This is a genomic window from Bacillus sp. TCT6 (genome assembly GCF_056033845.1).
This window is the reverse complement of the sequence record NZ_JBVYHX010000001.1, coordinates 423,012-445,538: the sequence shown is the minus strand read 5'-3', so window position 1 is coordinate 445,538 and position 22,527 is coordinate 423,012. Positions and strand designations below refer to the sequence as shown.

At 34.8% G+C, this 22,527-nt stretch carries 20 protein-coding genes and 1 pseudogene; 7 read left to right on the top strand and 14 right to left on the bottom strand.

Going from position 1 to position 22,527, the window contains the following annotated elements; genetic code table 11:
* Positions 1–18: 18 nt before the first annotated feature.
* Positions 19–1,566 carry a DNA-binding protein gene (locus AC0ONG_RS02055; RefSeq protein WP_000791516.1) on the top strand — a complete coding sequence of 516 codons (1,548 nt, stop codon included), beginning with the start codon at positions 19–21 and terminating at the stop codon, positions 1,564–1,566.
* A 35-nt stretch (positions 1,567–1,601) separates the two neighbouring features.
* Here AC0ONG_RS02055 and AC0ONG_RS02050 read toward each other — a convergent pair whose 3' ends face one another.
* Positions 1,602–3,323 carry a DUF2339 domain-containing protein gene (locus AC0ONG_RS02050; protein ID WP_000710907.1) on the bottom strand — a complete coding sequence of 574 codons (1,722 nt, stop codon included), beginning with the start codon at positions 3,321–3,323 and terminating at the stop codon, positions 1,602–1,604.
* A gap of 140 nt (positions 3,324–3,463) precedes the next feature.
* A complete protein-coding gene (brnQ1, locus tag AC0ONG_RS02045) occupies positions 3,464–4,765 on the bottom strand; it encodes a branched-chain amino acid transport system II carrier protein BrnQ1 (RefSeq protein ID WP_000771706.1) in 1,302 nt (433 codons plus the stop codon).
* A 253-nt stretch (positions 4,766–5,018) separates the two neighbouring features.
* Between brnQ1 and AC0ONG_RS02040 the strand changes: the two genes are divergently transcribed.
* Positions 5,019–6,404, top strand: a complete 1,386-nt coding sequence (locus AC0ONG_RS02040; protein WP_000443139.1) for a peptide MFS transporter — start codon at positions 5,019–5,021, stop codon at positions 6,402–6,404.
* Between the two features lie 30 nt (positions 6,405–6,434).
* Here the strand turns inward: AC0ONG_RS02040 and AC0ONG_RS02035 are convergent, their stop codons facing one another.
* The 5 genes from AC0ONG_RS02035 to AC0ONG_RS02015 all read right to left on the bottom strand — a co-directional run bounded on the left by AC0ONG_RS02035 (position 6,435) and on the right by AC0ONG_RS02015 (position 10,523).
* Complete coding sequence (locus AC0ONG_RS02035) at positions 6,435–7,556, bottom strand: YHYH domain-containing protein (protein WP_001249826.1); 1,122 nt, start codon at positions 7,554–7,556, stop codon at positions 6,435–6,437.
* Positions 7,557–7,695: 139 nt separating this feature from the next.
* Complete coding sequence (locus tag AC0ONG_RS02030; protein WP_001041729.1) at positions 7,696–8,328, bottom strand: class A sortase; 633 nt, start codon at positions 8,326–8,328, stop codon at positions 7,696–7,698.
* A 116-nt stretch (positions 8,329–8,444) separates the two neighbouring features.
* The gene (locus tag AC0ONG_RS02025) at positions 8,445–8,918 is read right to left on the bottom strand and encodes a hypothetical protein (RefSeq protein WP_001081104.1); all 474 of its coding nucleotides are present in this window, start codon (positions 8,916–8,918) and stop codon (positions 8,445–8,447) included.
* Complete coding sequence (locus tag AC0ONG_RS02020) at positions 8,911–9,129, bottom strand: helix-turn-helix transcriptional regulator (RefSeq protein ID WP_000154007.1); 219 nt, start codon at positions 9,127–9,129, stop codon at positions 8,911–8,913. The genes AC0ONG_RS02025 and AC0ONG_RS02020 overlap by 8 nt, the downstream gene beginning before the upstream one ends.
* 110 nt (positions 9,130–9,239) lie before the next feature.
* Complete coding sequence (locus AC0ONG_RS02015) at positions 9,240–10,523, bottom strand: 3D domain-containing protein (protein ID WP_016078611.1); 1,284 nt, start codon at positions 10,521–10,523, stop codon at positions 9,240–9,242.
* A gap of 631 nt (positions 10,524–11,154) precedes the next feature.
* Here AC0ONG_RS02015 and AC0ONG_RS02010 point away from each other — a divergent pair.
* The 3 genes and pseudogenes from AC0ONG_RS02010 to AC0ONG_RS02000 form a co-directional block, all read left to right on the top strand.
* Positions 11,155–11,685 (top strand): annotated as a pseudogene (locus AC0ONG_RS02010) (methyl-accepting chemotaxis protein); the annotation flags it as partial.
* Positions 11,686–11,821: 136 nt separating this feature from the next.
* Entirely contained in the window at positions 11,822–12,634 is an 813-nt protein-coding gene (locus AC0ONG_RS02005) for an undecaprenyl-diphosphate phosphatase (protein ID WP_000434788.1), read from the top strand.
* Positions 12,635–12,813: 179 nt separating this feature from the next.
* Positions 12,814–13,101, top strand: coding sequence for an antibiotic biosynthesis monooxygenase family protein (locus AC0ONG_RS02000; protein ID WP_000909751.1), 288 nt, complete (start codon positions 12,814–12,816; stop codon positions 13,099–13,101).
* A gap of 127 nt (positions 13,102–13,228) precedes the next feature.
* Here AC0ONG_RS02000 and AC0ONG_RS01995 read toward each other — a convergent pair whose 3' ends face one another.
* Positions 13,229–13,432, bottom strand: a complete 204-nt coding sequence (locus AC0ONG_RS01995; protein ID WP_001268332.1) for a hypothetical protein — start codon at positions 13,430–13,432, stop codon at positions 13,229–13,231.
* Between the two features lie 171 nt (positions 13,433–13,603).
* Between AC0ONG_RS01995 and AC0ONG_RS01990 the strand changes: the two genes are divergently transcribed.
* Positions 13,604–14,755, top strand: a complete 1,152-nt coding sequence (locus tag AC0ONG_RS01990; RefSeq protein WP_000128030.1) for a VanZ family protein — start codon at positions 13,604–13,606, stop codon at positions 14,753–14,755.
* A 104-nt stretch (positions 14,756–14,859) separates the two neighbouring features.
* Here the strand turns inward: AC0ONG_RS01990 and AC0ONG_RS01985 are convergent, their stop codons facing one another.
* The 6 genes from AC0ONG_RS01985 to bdhA all read right to left on the bottom strand — a co-directional run bounded on the left by AC0ONG_RS01985 (position 14,860) and on the right by bdhA (position 21,131).
* Entirely contained in the window at positions 14,860–16,164 is a 1,305-nt protein-coding gene (locus AC0ONG_RS01985) for a D-arabinono-1,4-lactone oxidase (protein WP_000948965.1), read from the bottom strand.
* Positions 16,152–17,324, bottom strand: coding sequence for an amino acid deaminase/aldolase (locus AC0ONG_RS01980; protein WP_000373751.1), 1,173 nt, complete (start codon positions 17,322–17,324; stop codon positions 16,152–16,154). The genes AC0ONG_RS01985 and AC0ONG_RS01980 overlap by 13 nt, the downstream gene beginning before the upstream one ends.
* Before the next feature lie 107 nt (positions 17,325–17,431).
* Positions 17,432–18,433, bottom strand: a complete 1,002-nt coding sequence (gene sph, locus AC0ONG_RS01975; protein WP_000676800.1) for a sphingomyelinase C — start codon at positions 18,431–18,433, stop codon at positions 17,432–17,434.
* 76 nt (positions 18,434–18,509) lie between these two features.
* Positions 18,510–19,361, bottom strand: coding sequence for a phospholipase CerA (gene cerA, locus AC0ONG_RS01970; RefSeq protein ID WP_000730997.1), 852 nt, complete (start codon positions 19,359–19,361; stop codon positions 18,510–18,512).
* Positions 19,362–19,614: 253 nt separating this feature from the next.
* A complete protein-coding gene (locus AC0ONG_RS01965; protein WP_000948213.1) occupies positions 19,615–19,959 on the bottom strand; it encodes a potassium channel family protein in 345 nt (114 codons plus the stop codon).
* 119 nt (positions 19,960–20,078) lie between these two features.
* Positions 20,079–21,131, bottom strand: coding sequence for a (R,R)-butanediol dehydrogenase (bdhA, locus tag AC0ONG_RS01960; protein ID WP_000645827.1), 1,053 nt, complete (start codon positions 21,129–21,131; stop codon positions 20,079–20,081).
* A 225-nt stretch (positions 21,132–21,356) separates the two neighbouring features.
* Between bdhA and AC0ONG_RS01955 the strand changes: the two genes are divergently transcribed.
* Entirely contained in the window at positions 21,357–22,511 is a 1,155-nt protein-coding gene (locus AC0ONG_RS01955) for an MFS transporter (RefSeq protein WP_000873268.1), read from the top strand.
* Positions 22,512–22,527 lie beyond the last annotated feature (16 nt).

The window sequence follows — 22,527 nt, the reverse complement described above, 5'->3', positions numbered from 1 at the left end:
TATTAGGGGGATTCTTCTATGAAGAATAAAAAATGGATTACATTTTCTTTAGCAACAGCAATTACACTAAGTATAGGGACCTCGTTCATACCGTCTACTTATGCCGAAAGCTCTGTAGACCCAGCTCCTGAAATTGCTGCAAAAGTTGTAAATCAAAACAATGGGAAGAAAGTATTATTCGATAATACACACGGTCAAACTGCTGGGACAGCTGACTGGGTTATTGACGGCGGCTTTTCTGACTTCGGAAACGGCATTGCAAAAAACGGATATCACGTAAAAGAACTTCGTAAATCAACACCTATTACGTACGAAGACTTAAATGGTTACAATGTATTTATCGTTCCAGAAGCTAATATTCCTTACAAAAAATCTGAGCAGGACGCTATGTTACAATATGTAAAAAATGGTGGTAGTATCTTCTTTATTGCCGATCATTACAATGCGGATCGTAATAAAAATCGCTGGGACTCTTCTGAAGTATTTAATGGATATAGACGCGGTGCTTGGGATAATCCAGCAAAAGGAATGTCTAATGAAGAAGCAAATTCACAAGCTATGCAAGGAGTAGAAAGCTCTGATTGGCTATCTGACAACTTCGGTATTCGCTTCCGCTACAATGCACTTGGTGATGTTTCAGCGAAAACAATTGTATCGCCTGAACAATCTTTCGGAATTACAAAAGGTGTTTCTTCTGTAGCAATGCATGCTGGTTCTACTCTAGCAATTACAAACCCAAAACTAGCAAAAGGACTTGTTTACCTTCCAGAAAATCCATCAAAATGGAATAACGCTGTTGATAGTGGCGTTTATAATGGCGGTGGTATTGCAGAAGGCCCATATGCTGCAATTGCAAAAATAGGACTTGGAAAAGCTGCCTTTATTGGTGACTCTTCTCCTGTTGAAGATGCAACGCCAAAGTACGTTCGTGAAGATTCTGGCCAAACAAAGAAAACTTACGATGGTTATAAAGAAGAAAACGATGCGATTTTATTAGAAAACATCGTAAATTGGTTATCGAATAAAGAGACATTTACAAGTTTAGATCAAGTAAATGGTTTACAACTTGATTCACCTACAGCTCTACAAACATTTGAACAGCCAAGCTTATCAACAGAACCACAACCTGAACCTTGGAGTGCACCAAATGCAGGTTATCAATGGTTTAATACAAATACTTTTAAACCAGGTTCATACGGTTATAACGGTGCGGTAACAACAAGCGACTACGTCGTTACACACCCTAGCATTCTACCAAACAATGAAATTTTCCAAATGAAGATTCAAGTAAACAACTTACTACCTAATACAACTTATAACAACTATTCTTTAGGTATATTCACTACTGGTGGAACACAAGTAGCAAAAGTTCAAAATACAAACGGCACTTGGCCATCTGCTTTCGGATATAGTAGTGCATTCTCTTTCACAACAAACAGCTTAGGCTCTGCTGAAAAAGTTGTAAATGTACAGATTGATTCAAATACAACTGGACAAGCAACGCTTCGTCTACGTCAAAATACAACAGCGAAATATAATGAAACTGTAACGATTAATAAAAAATAATGAAAAAGGCAATCCATACATGGATTGCCTTCTTTTCACTTCTCTTCTTTTGAGAAAAACATTCTTGAAATAACGATACCTATACTACCGACGATTAGGAATAACACTGCCCTAATCATCATCGAAACCTCCGGTAAGTCAAGTAGGAATAACTTCCCTACCGTTACTACTAATACGATTAATCCAGCATATAATATTTCATTCATCTGTCTATAACGGCCAAACCAAACTGCAAATAACGCATATATCATCCATAATAACGATACAGATACGCTAATTATACTTCCATCTGTAGAAAGAACTTCACCAATTCTAGTAATTGTAATAAATACAATGACCATTAACCAGTAGAGCGCTATAGAGTACACATACTTACCAAAACTCGCTAACACTTCTTTCGCTTGTCTCATGCAATAATAGAATGTTCCTATTAAAATAATATGAGCAACAAAGCCTGCCGAAATAAATTGATCAAACGGACTAAAAATCGTTTGTATCATTCCAATCGCGTAAATCGTTGCACTAACATACAATTTTATCTGTTGTTTTCCTTTAATAGAAGTAACCATTCCAAGGAAACCTTGTAATAATAGTACGATCGCTGCATTCACTAAACTATACTCGTATAAAATCGCTAAACTAAATGCTCCCATTGTGAAACCAAATAAGAGATTTGTAAATGTAGAATGTCTATTCTTCCTATACTCAAGCACAAACATAGCAGCGTGCACAATTGCACTAATAATCAATCCCCATGTTGTAAAATCAGGTATTTTAGCAATAGCTAGTATAAAGAAAACTGCATTCGCACTAAATATCGCCAAACGCGGTTCTGGTATAAAACTTCTCTCCGTAAACATATGCCAAAATAATAGTAAATGAATCAAACCATATACAATCGTTAACTGTATTTGCAAGTTCTCTACTAACATTGACATAACAGCAAAGAAAACGAAAAGGACAATGGCAGCAACAGCATAAGAAATCATATATAAATATTTATAACGATTTTTCAACGCATACCATAATAAACTAAGTGTTAACACTGTCTCATATCCAAAGAAAATATAAGGATTAGGAGTCGTACTATTTAACAAAAATGGTACGAAGAACGCTCCGACCGCTACGAAAATAGTGAGATATTCCGATTGATATCTTTTCGCTAAATAAATGCCTAAAATAACCCATGCAATATTACAGAGAAACGCGACACTTGCCGGAATAAATCCGTATAAATAATGTGCTGCAAACGTTGTTAGAACAATCCCGGTAATACTTCCTCCAGCTAATACTAATCCTAATGCTTGCCGCTCTCTTTTAACTTGAATATCTCCTATATAATACAACCCGATAGATAATGCGATACCAAACACAATTCGTATTGCTGGTGTTAATAAACCAGCATCTACCCCTGCTTTAAATAACCAGATCACTCCAAGCAACATAATACCGACAAATACACGCGGTAACCACGTTTGACAAAACTTAATAATATTAAATGGCTCTGGTTTAAAAGCAGATATATCTACTTGTTTTACCTCACGTTCTTGCAAAGGCTCTTTTATCTTAACTATTTCTTCTTTTGGCTTTTCCTCCATTACCGTTTCAATATATTCTTTCTTATCCTTACTAACATGTTGCTGAGCGTTTTCTACTTCTATTTCCCTTTGCTTCACCTTTAATTCAGCAAGTGCTTCTTGAATCGTTTCAATTGCCGTTTCGAGTGCTTCTATTTTCTTATCCAAATCCTTCTTCATATGCTACCCCCTTATTCGTAACTCTCATTAAACCTATATATTACCAATTACCTTTATCATACTCTTAGTCTATTCATTTTCAATAGTATTTTTCCAAAAAAAGAAAGGTGTCTTCCCAAAATAGGAAAACACCTTTTTACTCATTTATTCTTATTTAAAGCAATGCTAACGATGAAACCAAGACACATGCCTACAATAGCTGGAACAATCCATCCAACACCTTCTGTATAAAACGGAATGTATTTTAATACTGACGTCCACTGATTCATCATTACATTTTTATTTAAAATATCAATTGCACTAAATATTGCTACAATCCAAACAGTTACTGCATATACGTATGCATACTTCCCAATATACTTATGGAATAACCCTAGAATAATAAGCGTTAATGCAATTGGATAAATAAATCCAAGAATTGGTACTGATACTTTTAAAATTTGCGTTAATCCTAAATTAGCTAAGATCATACTAACAACGCTTACTATAAATGCCCACACTTTATAAGATACTTTCGGAAATGTACTCGAAAAAAATTGACTACAAGACGTAACAAGTCCAATTGAAACACATAAACATGAGATAGTAAAAATAAGACCTAATAAAACGACTCCGCCCTGTCCAAATAATGTAGTCATAACTTGTGCTAACACTTTGGCACCGTTATCAAATGTTCCTAATGAGCCACTAATTGCCCCCACATATCCAAGGATGACATAAATAATCGATAATAATAGTCCTGCCCCGATTCCAGCAATACTCATATATTTCGCTAAACCTTTATCATCTTCAATACCCTTTGCACGTAATGCATTTGCAATAACAATTCCAAAGATTAAAGCAGCTAACGCATCCATTGTTAAATATCCATCTAAAAACCCTTGAAACATAGGAGCTTGGCCATAGTTCCCTATTGGTTCTTTCATATCTCCTACTGTTGTAAACATACTCTTTATAAAAATAAGTGCAATCATACATAATAATAACGGCGTCAAGACTTTTCCAAACAACCCCATTAGTTTAGATGGTGATAAACTTAACCAGTAAACAATACTAAAGAAAATAACTGTGTAAAACAATAATACTCCACTTCCTGCTTCAGGGAATAACTGACCTGGCCCCATTTCAAAGGCTAAACTTCCCGCACGTGGTATACCAAGCCCAGGTCCAATAAATACATACACGATACATGGAAAAATAATTGCAAATGAAGAATGAACTCTACCCGCTAACGTTTGAAAACTTCCTGCTTTTGCAATAGAAATAACACCTAATATAGGAAGACCTGTTGCTGATATAATAAATCCTACTAACGAAATCCACACATGTTCTCCTGCTTCATATCCAAGAAAAGGTGGGAATATAAGATTCCCTGCTCCAAAGAACATCGAGAATAACATAAGACTAATAAGTAAAATTTCTTTTTTCTGTAACAATTTCATTTCTTTCTCCTTCTTTAATTTCATCTTTTATGAAATCAATTCCACATATAAAAAAAGTACAATAACCCGCTTCCTTACAAAGAAAACATAGTCCATAGTCTATCACAAAAGAAACACCCCTTCTATAGCTATTCCCTTTTTCCAATCTCTTCTGAAAAATCAACCTTTATTGACTTATAATAGTTAATAAGGTAAAATATTAAATGTACAAAATTATTAACTTTGTTTTTGTTTGTGTCAGGAGGAAAATAACATGGAATCAGCGATACAACTAGAAAGAGAACAACAAAGAAAAAAGAAACATCCTCCAGGTTTATACTTACTCTTCTTTACAGAAATGTGGGAAAGATTTAGTTACTATGGATTACGAGGATTATTAACATTATATTTAACGACAGCTTTAGTAAGCGGTGGTCTTGGGTTTAGTCCCGCATGGGCACTCTCTATTTACGGATTTTATACTGGAGCCTGTTATTTCACACCAATGATTGGTGGATACTTAACAGACCGTTTTCTAGGTAGACGAAAAGCAATCACAATTGGTGGTATAACAATGGCAATCGGTAACCTTACACTATTTGCCTTGCAAAACCAATTAGGCCTATACCTCGGATTAGCGCTTATTATTATCGGTAACGGATTCTTCAAACCGAACATCTCTACACTGGTTGGAGAATTATACGAAGAGAACGATCCAAAACGTGATAGTGCATTTACCATTTTCTATATGGGTATTAACGTCGGGTCATTTTTAGCTCCACTCGTTTGCGGGTTTTTATCAGAAAATTTATTCAAAACAACAGTTGATGGCGTTGTACATTACGGATTCCGTTACGGTTTCTTAGCCGCTTCAATCGGAATGATTATTGGACAAATTTTATTTACAACATTATCAAATCGCTTCCTTGGTGATATCGGTAAAAAACCAACTCGCGCTTTACAAACAACAGATGGACAACCATCAGTAGGAGATACACCGTTAACAAAAAAAGAAAAACAACGTACCGCAGTTATCGTCATTTTAACATGCTTCGTTGTCTTCTTCTGGGCTGGCTTTGAACAAGCTGGTAGCTCGTTAACATTATATACAAACAAATTTGTAGACCGCTCTGTGTTCGGATGGGAAGTTCCAACATCTTGGTTCCAATCGGTCAATCCATTATTTATTATTTTACTTGCTCCAGTCATTTCTGCATTATGGGCAAAACTTGCAACTCGCAAGCGCGGTGATTTAAAAATCCCAACTAAAATGGGACTTGGTATGATCTTGCTTGGTATCGGTTATATCATTCTCGTTATCGCTACATTAAAAACAGGTAGTGATGAACATAACATTACAGAAAAAGCAAACTTACTATTTATCGTCTTTACGTATCTTTTCCATACGTTAGGTGAGCTATTCTTATCACCTGTCGGACTATCAATGGTTAGTGCGCTTGCTCCGGTAAAATTAGCATCTTTACTAATGGGTGTATGGCTAGCAAGTTCAGGTATCGCCAACATTTTAGGCGGACAACTTGCAAGCTTCACAACCTCACTTGGATACGCTGAAGTATTCACAGTTATTGGCGCTGTGGCAATTGTATTAGGTTGTGTTTTATTACTAATTTCTAAGAAATTAGTGAAATGGATGGATTAAAAAAGATGAGGAATTTCTCCTCATCTTTTTTTATGCCGTTTTACCTTTTTCTATTGCTTGTTCGTACAGCTCTTTATGTTCTTTATATTCACTTGGTACGAAACTCTTATAGAAGAATGAGAACCAGCTGTCTCCCTTTTTATACCCTTCTTCTCGAATTTCTGCTGCTTTTTTATTCAATTTAAACCCTTCAGTAAACCATTTCTTTAACAATTCATTTCTTTCATACTTAGCAGGAACTTTTAAATTATAGTTTTCAAATGCATACTTATAGCCAGCCTTTTCTACTGCCTTTTTTGTAGACTTATAGCCTTTTTCATACGCTGTTTCATATGCCTTCACGTATACTTCTTTCTCTCTATTTCCAGGATTCTTTTCAGCAAGTTCTTTCCCTGTCTTTTCTCCTAATTCAGCTTGTTCTTTTTCAATTTTTTCTGTTCTTTCTTTATTCCCTACTTTGAACCCGTCTACAAAGTTTACCTTAAACTCTGGAGCAACTTGACTATCGTCCATCGTCTCTTGTGCTAAACCTTGTTCTTTTCCTTTTTCAAAATGCGTTTTCTTCTGCTCTTCTAAAGACCATGCGGCTGCATAAGTCGCTTTAAACGCTTGTTTATATGCATCAGATTTTCCAGCTACATGCACTTCTGCATCATTTTTTCCTGCTTTAAAATCAGTTTCTCCATTCTTTTGACCTTCAAGTTGACCTTTTTCCATATCAGCTTGGCGCTGCGCTTCCTCTTGCTTACGTGCCTCTTCAGCTTTTCTTTGTTCTTCAGCTACACGTTGTCTCTCTTCTTCAGTTTTACGCTGTGCTTCTGCATTACGTTGTTTTTCAGCCTCAGCGTTGCGCTGTGCTTCTGCAGCACGTTGTTTTTCAGCCTCAGTATTGCGCTGTGCTTCTGCTTGTCTCTCAGCTTCTACAGCACTATTATTATTCTGGCTAGGAGCTGGGCTCGTTGCACCACTACTAGAAGCTGGTTTATTGTGATAATGATATTCCCCGTACTGTAATCCCCATTTCTCACAATTTGTACGACACGTATGTCCGCCGTTAGCATCTGTACGCCCTGGATGCCCATAAGCTGAAATTGGAGCTACCAATAACGCTATACTCGTTGTTAAAAGAAGTTTCTTCACCTGTTGTCTCACTCTTGTTCCTCCCAAAATATAGAATTATAACTTTATTATACATAAATAGAAGAATACTTAAATACAAACCAAAACATTCTATTTTTTCTCAACATTAGTAAAAAAGAAGGTGAACTCTTTAAAGAGTTCACCTTCTTTTTTACTTCTTCGCCTTCGTTCCTACTAAATCACCAGCAACAACATAACGCTTAGAATTATCCTTTACAGATACACATGTAATAAGCGTTATCTCATCTTTCCCATGATCCTCCACAACTTCCCACTTATCAGGAGTTACTTCAGATACACCAGTAACCGCATACTCATATTCATTTTCATTGTCATACAAATAAATTTTATCGCCTTTTTTCAAAGAAGCTATATCACTAAATAAAACACCTTTTTTAGACATGTTATGTCCTGCTAGTGCGTAATTTCCTTTTCCCATAACTTGATTCTCTTTTACTGTCGCTGCACCTGTTAATAAGTTTTTTTCAGTAGAAGCTTTCAAAACAGGCAGTTCTACTGAAACACTTGGAATCGAAATACGACCAATTACTTGTTTCTTATCTAATGATGCATTCGCTACTTCCGCCAAGTCTGGTTGATTAATTTTGGAAGCATCTACAAATTCCGTCTCATGCTTTTCATAATCCATCTTTTGAACAGCCTGCACATTTTCAGTCTGTTTCTTTTCAGCCTGATATCCATCATAAAATGGCTTTCCAATTAACACCCCACCTACAACAAATAGCAGGATTGCTACTATACTATAAATTCTTTGCTTATTCATATACAATTCCTTTCCCTTACAAAATCTTACTCTATATAAAATGATAAAATAATATCGCCATATGTACAAGTATTAGCTGAAAAGAAACCTTCTTGCCGGTGCAAGAAGGTTTCTTTTCAAGCTAATTTATTTCGGTATAGTGATACGTGAAAGATCGTCATCTGAATAAAGAAGATACTAAATGCAATATATATCGGATATGCAGGAACATATAGAATAACAATTGGAGAAAGAGTTAAAAAACCAACTGCACAAGGCAACACATACCATAATGACATAAATGTAGTACGACAAGCCTTTTCTGTAATTGCCTTTTCACGCTCATCTTCTTGAGGAAATAATAGTGGAAACATCCAATACGAGAGCTCTTTATATTTTTTCTTTTGAATTTTATAAATAACGGTCGATACAATACCAAATGTTAAAAGTAACCCGAGCGGTATTAAACTTATTGAAATTTCGAATGGTACTCTCTTCGTTTGAATAAAATTAGCGACTTCAATAGTAAAATAATATAACTCAATAAAAGCCCAGCCTGCTAATACCATTAAAAGTACATTTAGCATATAGGAAAATACGAGTCTATTCATCCTCTTCCCCCTCCTTATTTAAAACAAACACATCTTCCATCTTTAACTGGAACACATCACAAATCATAAGCGCTAATAACAACGAAGGGACGTAATCCCCTTTTTCAATTGCTGCAATTGTTTGTCTCGTTACTCCAACCTTTTCTGCTAATACACTTTGCGAAAAATTAAATCTTGCTCTTAATTCTTTTACTCTATTTAAAATGGTCAAATTTACCACCTCTCACCATTATTGTATGCTTCCCTTAACAAAATGTAAACTCAACTTAACATTAATATTATAAAAAAATCCAACTTTACATTGTAAAGTTGGATTTTATGTTAGTTTAAAATTGTCACTTTAACATTTTTTCTGCCCCAATTACTAGATGAAGCTTTATCTGGCATTAAAACATCGATTTTGTGACCTTTAATTGCGCCACCAGTATCTGCTGCAATTGCTTGCCCATAACCTTCAACATATACAATAGAACCTAATGGAATAACACTTGGATCTACAGCAATTAATTTCATTCCTGGGTTTGCAGTTAAATTATAAGGTTTACCACCTGGTCCCCATGCAGAGTATACTTGTTGACCTGATCCATAACCATTTTCAGATGGATCTGCTGTATAAGCTGTTGCGTGTACATAAAGTTCTTTCCCACCAGCAGCTGGTTTCGAAGGTTGTTCAGGCTCTACCTTCGAATTATTACTAACAACAGGTTCAGCTGGTTTAGCTGGTTTACTAGCTTTTTCTTGCTTTTGCTTTTCAGCAATTTCCGCTTGTGCTTTCGCTAAAGCTTCTTGCTCAGCCTTTGCAGCCGCTTCTGCTTTTGCACGCTCTTCCGCTGCGATTCTTGCTGCTTCTTGCTCACGAGCAATCGTTTCTTGTACTGCCTTCATATTTGACTCAATTTTAGCTTTCTCTTCCGTAGCTAAATTAAGTTGACTTGCAACCTCATTATATTTAGCTTGAACTGCTTGTAAGTTATCTTGACGTTTTTTCAAGTTATCTTGCAGTTCAGCTTGTGCTTTTGCTAATTTTTGTTTGTCTACTACTAAAGATGCTTCTTTTTCGTCAATTGTTTTCTTATCTTCTTCAATTTGACGAAGATCTTGTTCTTGTAGACGTAAAATTTCTTTATCAGCTTCTAGAATAGTAGAAACTGCATTCATACGTTGTAAGAAGTCTGCAAAGTTTTTTGACTCTACCACAACTTCTACTACTAAACTTGTATTTGAACTGTTTTGAACAGAAACCATACGTTTTCTCATAATATCTTTACGAGCAAGGACTTTATCCTCTAAAACGACAATTTCTTGCTTTTTTTGCTCAATCTGCTTATGTGTTTCATCGATTTTACGTTGAATAGCAGCTTGATCCTCTTTATTTTTTGCAATTGTATTATTTAAATTATGTAGTTCGTTTTCAATACCTTTAATTTCTTTACTAACAGCTTGCTTCTCTTGCTCTTTCTTTTGCATTTCTGCATCGTTTTGTTGCAATTGCTGTTGCATGTTGTTAAGTTTCTCGTCGTTTGACTCTGCTTTTACAGCGACTGTACTAGAAAGAACGATAATTCCTGCTAATACTAGACTACTGATTCGCTTAAAATAGTTCATAATCCGACTCCCTTCTTATACAGTTATACATGATTTATTTTACAGTTTGTTTACAAAACGATTAAATACAGTTTATTTTTCGTGACGAAAAAAAGAGAATTATGAATAAAATGTAATAGATTCTTAAATATTTAACAATTCCTATATTTAAAAAATACAAAAGATGCTAAAATCCAAATATAGAGAAAATATAACTTTTGAAGGCGGTTGAAATAAATATATGTTTACTCAAAAGAAATCACTCCAACATACAATTGCTCAATTAGAAGAGCGTATACAAGAATTAGAAGCAGAATTGAAACAAAAAGATATTGAAAAACAAGAGACTATTTCGACTATCCACGATCGTGTACAAAGCGTTGTACAAGAGCATCAACTTGTAAATAACCAACACAATACACTCCAAAATTTAGTTCAACAATTAAGTTCATGTTTCGAAAATGTTTCAACACGTACGACACATTCCAATGAGTTAAATAATGAAATGTTGCAAAAGGAACAAAGCTTAATTCAGTCTATTGCAGAAATTATTGACTGCTCTAATGAAGGAAAAGAATCCGTTCACCGCTTACTTATTGTAATTAATAAATTAGGTGAACAATCTCAACGCACGTCTAATAGTATGAATCATCTAAGCGAACGCTCAAAGGAAATCGAGCAAATTGTAGAAGTCATTCAAAACATTGCAGCACAAACAAATTTACTTGCCTTAAATGCGAGTATTGAAGCCGCACGTGCTGGAGAGCACGGTAAAGGATTCGCTGTCGTTGCCAATGAAGTAAGAAAACTAGCGGAAAGTACAGCAGAAAGCACAAAAAACATCGGCAACTTAACGAAAAAAATTCAAGAAGAAATTGAAAAAGCATACGATAATACAAAAGATAATTTACATTTAGTCGATGAAGGTGTAGAAATGAGCGCCGATACAAACGCTAGAATTGAAAATATTTTAGTTATGATTCAAACGTTACAAAATGGCGCTACAAATGTTATTAAGGCTATTGAAAACCAAAAGTCTTGTAATGATGACATATTACGAGAATTCGCTAACACACAACAAATGTTCCAAAAATTAAATACTACTATTATGAATCATATTCATGATGCTGAAAAAGTCGATGTTCAATTGTCTAAAAGTCTTCAAGGAACAGTAACTTCTTAATTAAAAATAAAAATCCCTTATACTGCTATAAGGGATTTTTATTTTATTTCGAATATTTATTTCTTTTCAATATTCATCCATATCTTTGTTATAATGGAAAAGTTGTTTCTTTCAACTAATAAACAAGGAGGTTATTATGGAACAATTTTACTACGTTTTAAAATATTTAATTCTCGGTCTGTTCCAAGGACTAACAGAACCAATTCCGATTTCTTCAAGTGGTCACCTCGTTTTAGCACAACATTTGCTAGAACTAAAAATAGAAGGATTTAGCTTCGAACTACTTGTTAATTCAGCTTCATTATTAGCTGTATTACTTATTTATAGAAATGATTTAATTCGTCTGACGAAGAATGGTCTCTCTTATATATTTACAAGAGCAGAAGACGCGAAATCAGATTTCTTCTTTATTATTTATCTTGTTATTGCAACCATTCCAGCAGGTGTTATTGGTGTTTTATTTAAAGATTACATCGATCAGTACTTAAAAGGTGTGAAGATGGTTGGGATTTCCCTTCTTATTACTGCTGTCGGCCTTTGGATTATTAGAAATTTACGCGGTCGTAAAAATGATGGCGACCTTTCTATGAAAGATGCAATCATCGTCGGATTAGCACAAGCTTGCGCACTGATTCCTGGAATAAGCCGATCTGGTGCCACAATCGTAGCAGCAATGTTACTTGGTATGAAGCAAGAAACAGCTCTTCGCTTCTCATTCTTACTATACATTCCTGTTAGCTTAGGTGGCTTATTGTTAAGCATTACAGACATTGCAAATGATCCAAATCTAGACACATTATTCGTACCATATGTCGTTGCATTCATCGCAACATTTATCATGACGTATATTTCACTAAAATGGTTTATGAACATTATGGCAAAAGGAAATTTAAAGTATTTCTCTTTCTATTGTATTATCGTAGGTGTACTTACTCTTATTTTCTTATAAAGTGAAACTTACAAATCGAAAGCGAGTCATTCTGTTACACTAGATGACTCGCTTTTTTATACCTTTATTAAGTTAAAACCTATCATTTACTTCGAATTTACAGAATAGTATAATAACTATCAAGTTCACTATTATAGTAATTCTATCTTTCCTACTATTATCGTAAAAGAGGTGTTTATATGCTTATAGTTACTAAACTCATTCACATTAAGTACGGATATGAAAGTGAGCTACTTTGTGAGCTTAAACAATATTATCCTTCCCCTGGAACGAACGGTTTTATTAACATAGAGTTTTCACATGTTCATCGTACAAATGATAAGACAGAATATATGTTTCGTATGTTATGGAAAACACAACAAGATTACCATACATGGCTTTCTCAAAGAGAAGGCCATGTAACTTTGAAGTACAAAATACAAGGCTATATCCTTTCTTCCAAATCAAATGCTACCTATGTGCATTAACTCTTCTCTTTTTATTCCTTGCGAGGAGAAAAATGATAAAGTGAAACTTTAATCCTCACCAATCGTGCTTCCCACAAATAGCGGGATAAAGAGCCCTCTTACTTTTCATACTGTAAGAGGGCTTCTCTTATGCATACACTTTCTTTTCTTGACAATACAAACGAATAACATGTTTATTTTGTTGAAATACATCATGCGTCAGACGAATAATAATAAAGTTTCGTTTTGTTTGATCATCATGAACAAAAATCTGTTCTCCCTCCTGAAAACGCCATGCACTTTCAAAAGTCGTAATATGATCCCCACTTACAGAAAAAAGTTCATATCGCATCTCTTGTACCCTCTCTCAACTTACATAATCATAATATCCTTATATTAAATTTATTATAACTTAATTCCTATAAAATTAGTAATTATTTCTATTTCGAAAGATTTTAACTTTGTATTTAAATATTTTTAGCGCTATAATGATAAACGAATTTTTATTGAAAGGAGTTTCACTTTGACTGCATATTTATTTCCAGTAAAAACAGCATTTATTTTATTTCCTTTTTTAGCAATGTTTCTTTTAATCCCTTTTCTAATATTTAATTATCGAAAATACGGTTATTTAAATAAATGGCGCTCATTTATTTTATACTCATTATTACTTTACTTATTAAATGCCTATTTTCTTGTTATTTTGCCGTTGCCACAAACGTTTGATACTTGTAGCCTACAATCGGCTAATACACAACACATGCAACTCTCACCATTTTATTTCATACAAGAGATTAGTAGTCATACATCGGCAGTTTTAACGAAACCGGCTACTTATTTCTACTTATTAAAAGAGTCTGCTTTTTTACAAGTTGCATTTAATGTTCTATTAACTGTTCCATTCGGTATTTACTTACGTTATTATTTCCGACGTAGTTTCCTACAAACAATTTGCATTTCCTTTTTCCTTTCACTATTTTTCGAGCTAACACAAGTGACTGGATTATACGGTATATACAATTGTGCATACCGATTATTTGATATCGATGATTTGTTTTTAAATACATTAGGTGGCGTAATTGGTTTTATCATTGCACCAATATTTACGTACTTCCTTCCAAAAACAAACGAGTTAGATAGTCATATTGATTTGGAAACGAAACCAGTCGGATTCATTCGTCGTCTTATCGCGATGCAAATTGATTGGATTTTCTTATCTATCGTTGTACCTGTCATTAAAAACAAAGGAAATTCTTTCTTCGTTTCTAATATGCAATCTTACACCAATATGTATGAACTCATTTTCATTACGTGTTCAATCCTTATTTACTTTATTATTATTCCATACTTTACGAATGGAAAAACAATTGGGAAAGCATTGCTTCGCATTCACCTGAAAGGAAAATCAGATCGTATTACATTAAAAGAACTATTTATTCGATACGGTATATTTTATTTTGCGTTAGGCGGAATCAATTATATTCTTTCTAGTAGTTCTATGTTAAATCATACAGAACCTTTAGTATTACTCGTTACATTGTTATTCCTATTCATCATTAACGGCCTGTTTATTATTCATGTTTTACTGCATGTATTTAGCCGTGATAAACTACTATTTTATGAGCATATTAGTCATACAAGAAATGCAATTACACTAAAAAAAGCTGACAAATAATTATTTGTCAGCTTTTTCATATACATAATGTGAAACTTTAATCAACCCTCCCAAAACGAGCGGTTATCTCCCACCGAATTTTGAGATGGGAGTATTACTGCCCGTTAATGCGGGATAAATAACTTTTCTCCATAAGGATTAAAAAACATTCCAAGTTCATCTAGAGACTTCCTCGCCTGTAAAAACGAATGAAACTCTGGATATATATCTTGTAATTGCTCATACGATAATGTATGCATTTTCCCCCAATGCGGACGCCCTTCATACTTCAGAAAAATTTTTTCCACTTCGCCAAAGTAAGCAGCATATTTCATACCTTTATACATATGAACAGCGATATACGCTGAATCTCTTCCATAGGCTGGACTAAGCCATATATCATCACCTTTCACATAGCGGCATTCGATCGGGAAGTGCACCTTATACTTTTTCTTTTCAATAAGATTTGAGATTTCTTCTACCACAGTCCTCATATACTTTGAAGGAATGCTATACTCCATTTCATAAAATGGTACCGTACGTGATGTAGCAAATACTTCATAGCTCGGGCCAATTATTTTTGTGTTTGGTACAGCCTTAGCTGATAATCGACTCACTCCTTTACTTATAGAAGGAAACCATTTACACCCTTTAGATAGTAAAGAGAACATCCTATTTTCAAGTAACTCCACCTTTAGTTTATGCCATTTCAAATCACTGCCTGTATTCGTTGTTTCGTTCGTAAGTTTTACTTGTACTTCATCAGAATAAGGAAAAACGAAAAATTCAAAGTGACGATGCTTCTTATACTCTTCTAGTTTGTTCATTACAGTAGATAATGACTGTTTTTCACTTTCATAAACGAGTGAATACGCTGGAATAACCTTCAATTTTATCTTTACAATGATACCTAACATTCCAAGTGACAACTGAAACGCTCTCCAATATTTTACGTTCTCAGCTTCCGAACAAACTATACTCTCACCATTAGATAAAACTGCCGTAATCTCTATAACTTGTGTTGATAAGCTCCCAAAGGTAATACCCGTTCCATGAGTCCCCGTACTAATCGCTCCTGCAATAGATTGCGAATCAATATCCCCTAAATTTTCTTGCGCATAACCTTTTTCCTCAAGTAACTTCCCTAAATCATATAACTTTGTTCCTGCCCACACTTCAGCGACCATCTTCTCTTCATCAATATTCACAATGCCCTTCAATTCATCTAAAGAAACTAAAACTTCTTCCGTTTGCACAAGGGGTGTAAACGAGTGTCCTGAACCAACAACACGAATTTTCTGCCCCTTTTTTCGTGCAACCCCCACTACTTCTACTACATCTTGTATACTTTCTGGATACATCGTATAATGCGGCGTTCCTTCTACATTCCCTGTCCAATTCCTCCACCTTTGTCCCTTTATAGAAAGCATTGGCCATCCCCCCGATATGTTGAATACTCCCCAACAATCTCTCCTTGTTTAACACGATACAAAAAAGGAAAGCGTTCACATAATTCACCAGCCTTACTATGACGAAACAAAATGGACTCTCCTATGTCCACTCGTTCCTCGCCGTTATAAAAAATTGGCGTTTGTACCTCGCCAGCACCTTCTAAAGCTAATAGTTTTGCACCCTTTGGTCTCCAAACTTCAGGCTCTTTATCTTTTCCAACTGCTCCTGAAGCAATATATCCACCACCTAGGCAAGTGTAAATAAACGGGACTGGTTTACGCACAACTGATAAGGCAAATCCGATCGCTGGATGAAATTTCACCTCTTTATAATAATCAAACAGCTTCGGAGAATAAAAAGCAGAACCTATTGTAATCTCTGAAACTGAATTATCTTTCTCAGTTGTTTTTATGCTTCCTGTTCCGCCTCCATTTACAAACCTTAGCTCAATACCAAGGTTTTGTATTGCTTTTACAATATGTTCTCTTCTTTCTTTAACTTCTAACACTGATTTCTTCTTTAAATACGAAATCACCTTACTTTTCAGCCATTGATTTGGTATACGATCGCCTACCCCAGCAATTTGAGCTTCATAACCCATCACACCATCTAACATTAAATATGATGACCTTCTCACCTTTTCTACTACTTTCAACGCATCCTGCACATTTTTTACTGGGGATCTTTGTACACCAAAATGAAATTGAAAGAAACGACTACTCATATCAATATCCAAACAAACACGAAAACATCCTTTAGATTTCTCAGCAATTTTTTCTAAATACACAATATGCTCTTCACAATCCACCATACAAGTTATAATGAAACCTTTCTTTGTTAGCAAACTAATTTCATACAAAGCTCTTTCATCATAAGCAGGATATCCAAGCAATAAATCATTAAATCCTTGTTCTATTAAAAATAAAGTCTCTCTAGGTGAAAAGCACATAATACCTTGAAATCGATCATTTGCAGCTAAAATCTTTTGCATAATCGGAACAGAACGTAACGATTTACTCGCTATACGAATCTTCTTATTTCCACTTAACTCTATAATTGATTGAATATTTCTATCTAAAGCCACTTCATCCAAAAATGCACACGGTAATGGAACTTCTTTAAAAATTCCTCGATCCACATTTTTCTCTCCTCTTCTCAATATGTCTTATACATATTGGAAAGAAAGTGTGATTTTCCTGTTTGCAAATAAAAAAAGTTTCTTCTTTACGAAGAAACTTTTTGAAACTACTTCATAGAAATAGTCGCCTCTACTGGATAATGATCAGAGTAATCATTATACGTATATTTTTGGAACCATGATGTAACAGTCCATTGTGGAGATTTCGGCTGTAACACCTTATTCTCTATATACGGTGGGTTCGCATGGTCTTTACTTGCAATAATATAATCTAAATACTCAGCAGGACTATCAGGGAAATTATATTTTGCAATACTGTTTGTCGTTGCATCCCAAGTCGCTGTATGTCCAGTATAAGATGGTACAGAAGCGTTCAATGTTTTAAACATAGATGCATACTCTGAATCATTCTTGTTCTCTGTATTTATTTTATTTACGTTCATATCACCACCAATTAACACATACTCATTATTTGGTATATTTTTATTTTTAATAAAATCTTGAATTTCTTTTAATTGGTTCGTACGTACAGATGCTGGTGAAGTTTTTCCGCACATACTATCTTCCGCCTGCAAATGCGTCCCAATTACGTGAACGAAGCGATCATTTTTCTTAATTTTCGTATATACAAATCCTTTATTCGATAAATTATCTGGCCCGCATCCTTTTGCAAATACATATTGAATCTTTTCAGCGATTGGCCATTTGCTGACAATCGCAACGCCACCATCTTCAGGAGTTGAAGATGAATAGTTCCCTAACGTTTTATCCCATTCGCTTCCACTACTACGACCTAATACTGCTGTTTGATTTGGATATTCTTTCTTCAAATTGCCTAATAAACGATCTGATGCGCTATTATCAAACACTTCATTTAATATAACAACATCTTGATTCTTTATATAATCTGCCGCCCCAATTAAATCAGCACGCTCAGTTTGTCCCCAGTTTGGATATAAGTTTGTTGATAGCATATATACATTATGCGTCATCACTTTTAATGTATCATTTTGATTTGTAGATGCTTCTGCTTGAGCTGACGTTCCGCTATATAAAGCTCCTAAACCAACACCTAAGCTAAGTACACCTTTTAGCAATTTACCTTTCACGTTTCATACCTCCATGTATTGTATAGTGATAAAAAGGCCAAATACTCTATTCTGAGATTTGACCTTCTTCAAATACTTAACGATTTCCGTACGTATCAAACCAAAGCTGAATATATCCAGCAGTAACACGTTGTGCATCCATTAAACGCTTACCTGTCATTGGTGTAACTTCAGCGCGCCATTTATCTGCATATTCTTGTGATACAGCTGCTCTTACGAACCAATCTTTCGTATTATCATTTACAATGCCAGCATAATCTTGCTTCGCAACTACTGCCGCTCCATGAATCCAATCTTCTGGATTCGTACCTTTCCAGTTCCAATACCCATTTCCATCCGTTACTTTATAATTATCTTTTATCGTATCTACAAAGTTTTCATATTTAGAATGGAATCCTTGTGGATACGAAAGATTCGTAAAGTTTGCCGCATGCATCGGTTGGTTTACATCACCTAAATAATGAAGAGATAATCCTAAATAGAAGAATGCTTGTTTCATATCTTTATTTTTGTAAGACTCACCAGCTAATTTAAAATATTTAGCTCCAGTTTCCTTTGCCTGCTTTGCATACGGAATATAAGTTTTCCCATTGTCAGGGTCATAGAAATGTGAAGCAAATGTGCTATTATCATAATAAGGATTTTCATAGTCAGCAGCATAAATACCGTTCTCTAACTCAGTACGCCATTCATTTAATAGTGCAACTCGATCTTGTTTTACAAGTGTTGTATTACGAGACATAATATCAATTGCACGATTTACAATCCATAAATGAGAATTCACGCCTTCTTTATGTTTATCTTCAGCAGACCAGCGCGGAATAACTCCAAATCTCTGTCCCCCATCATTTTCATGAGCAAATGCAACACTTTGTAATGGAGCAACTAATGTAATAGCTGCCGCTAAAGCAAGTACTTTCTTTTTCATATAAAATCCTCCATTTTATAATTGAATTATTGTAAACATTTTGTTAGGATCCTATGATGTCATCCGGTTAACCTATGACTAGAATATCCCACCTTTCATGAAAATTCTATCACTAAATCAAAATATGCAAATGTTCATATCATTATAACTTTATACACAGTGAATATAATGAATGAATACACTTTCATTTTAATAAACTATTATTAAGGCTTGTCTAAACTAATGTAAAAAAAGAGTAAAGCATCTGAATGCTTTACTCTTTTTTTCTATTTGATAATATCGTTGGTAATTGTACATTAGTTGCCAGCTTACGAATAAATCCAAACACTAATCCCATTCCAATAAATATATATAATATCGTGAAAACCTTTCCAAAATCTGTCTGAGGACTAAAATCTTTATCTCCTACAGTTGTCAATGTCACAACACTAAAATATAACGCATCTAAAGGACGTAACCCTTCAACCGTACTATAAAAAATCGTACCCGATATTAAAGTCAAAATTGTTAATACGAATAATACTTGAAATTCTTTATCTTTCCACGCTCGTAAACAGGCTCTTAACATTCGCTTTAAAGTTAACAAAAATGAAAGCATTAGATTCTCCCTTCCAAACAAAAATACATTTAGTCAAAGGAAAGTCTATCACCTTTCAGTATAGAAAAAAAGTAGCCCTCTTCTATTTCTAGAAAAGGGCTACTCTTTTCGATTCTATCTTATTTAGGTGAAACAAGAATTTTCACTTGTGTTTTATCTTTTACAAGTGCTTCAAATCCTTCTTCAACAACTTGATCCACTGTAATTTTTTTCGTAATTAATTTCTCTGCTTGAATTTGACCAGAGCTAATTAATTTAATAACAGCTGGGAAGATGTGACGGTATCCTAAAATACCAATAACTTCTTTTTCTTTTAATACTAAATTATTCGGAGTAATTGTTGCGTCTTTTTCCCATACACTAACAATTACAGTTTGTCCTTCGAAGCTTGTACTTTCAATCGCTTGGCGTAATACAACTTCAACACCTGTTACTTCAAAGCTAACATTTACACCTAAACCATTTGTTAAGTTACGAATTTCAGCTAGCACATCTTGAGTTGCTGGATTTAATACATAGTCTGCACCTGCTAATTTCGCTAACTCTTGACGTTCTTTAGAAAGTTCAACTGCAATAACAGGAGTTGCTCCTGCTGCTTTAGCTGCTTGGATAACAAGAAGTCCAATTGGACCGCAACCAAATACTGCTACAGCTTCCCCTTCTTTTAATTTACTTTGACGTACTGCATGAACTGCTACTGCTGCTGGTTCTACAAGCGCACCTTGTTCATACGTCATTTCATCTGGAATGTGATGAACCATATCTTCTGGTACTACTGTATATTCAGAGAAACCGCCGCCTTCTCCGCCAAGACCGTGGAAAACAAGTTGTTCACAAACATTGTAATGTCCATGTTTACAAGCTTCACATTTACCACAAGAATAAATTGGTTCTACAACAACGCGGTCTCCCACTTTATGAGATGTAACTCCTTCACCAATCTCTATTACCTCACCACTAAACTCATGACCTAAAATAACAGGTGCTTTCACATGTGTTAATGGATGTTCTTCTGTTGGAATAAAAATAGGCCCTGCTAAATATTCATGCAAGTCTGTCCCACAAATACCACACCATTTAACTTTGATTTTCACTGTTCCTGGTTTTACTGTTGGTTCTGGTACTTCTTCTACTCGTACATCACGTTGATTATGCCAAAGTAGTGCTTTCATTTTATACATCCCTCTCTATGTATATACTTAACCTGGTGAAGTTTACAAATCTATTATAATACTTCTATCCATATATTTCAAAAAAACAATCACATTCCTACTAATTTTTTACAAATAACGTTCAATATTTTGTCACTTTGTACTTTTTTCCACATCTGTTAATTCAATTTCATTGCAGGTGAAATTAGCATTGTGCCATAATAGCATTGGAGAGGTGAATATCGCTTGAAATATTTTATTTACTTTATCGTTATCGTGGCATTTTTAGATACATTTTCACAATTACCTATTATGAGTACTTTCGCTCAAAGCCTTGGAGGAACTCCTCTTATTATCGGGCTAGTTGTCGGTATGTACTCATTCGCTAATATGATTGGTAATATTATTGCTGGAGCCGCTGTCGATAAATTTGGTGCAAAAAAAATCCTTTATATAAGCATGGGAATTACGAGTTTCATAGTCTTGTTATACACCGTTGTTCAAAGTGGTGAACAACTATTAGTTGTGCGCTTTATGCATGGATTTAGTGATGGCTTTTTAATTCCTGCTGCCTTTACATTTTTATCAAAACAAACAAATGCAAAAAGACAAGGAAAAGCAATGGCTCTATCTGGTGCTGCTGTTGGAACAGCGGCAATCGTAGGACCTGCTTTCAGCGGTATTATGAAAGCAACAGCTGGCGTAGAATGGGTCTTCATTACTATTTCTATTTTAATGGCTCTTGGTACGATCGTATCTCTATTCTTCTTACCAAATAACGTATCAAGAAAAGATACATCAAGAACGCAAATGATGAACAAAGAAGATATGATTGAACTGTTAAAATCAGAACCGTTATTACAAGCATATATTGGTGCTTTCACATTAATGTTTTCACAAGGAATTGTCACTTATATGTTACCAGTAAAAGTTGAGGCATTAGCGCTTAAAGCATCTACAACAGGCATGATGTTAAGTGTATTTGGTATTACTGCTATCCTCTTCTTCTTGCTTCCAACAAATCGTATTTACGATCGATTTAATCGTTCGAAACTAATGCTAATCGGAATTGCAGTTATGGCATTCGCATTATCTTTACTCGGATTATTTGCTACAAAAGGTATGCTCTTTATTGTAATGATGATTTATGGAATTGGATTCGCAATCCTCTTTCCGTCTATTAACGCTTTACTCGTTGAAAATACTACAGACGATAATCGCGGAAAGGCATTCGGATTATTTTATGCCTTCTTCTCATTAGGAGTTGTTGCTGGCTCCTTTACAGTCGGCGCAATCGGAGCATCACCTAGCATCAGCTTCATTATCGGGACAGCATTTTTATTAACATTTGCTGGGATGATTTATGTAAGAAGCAAAGTAAAAAAGACAATGATGGGATAATCCATCGTTGTCTTTT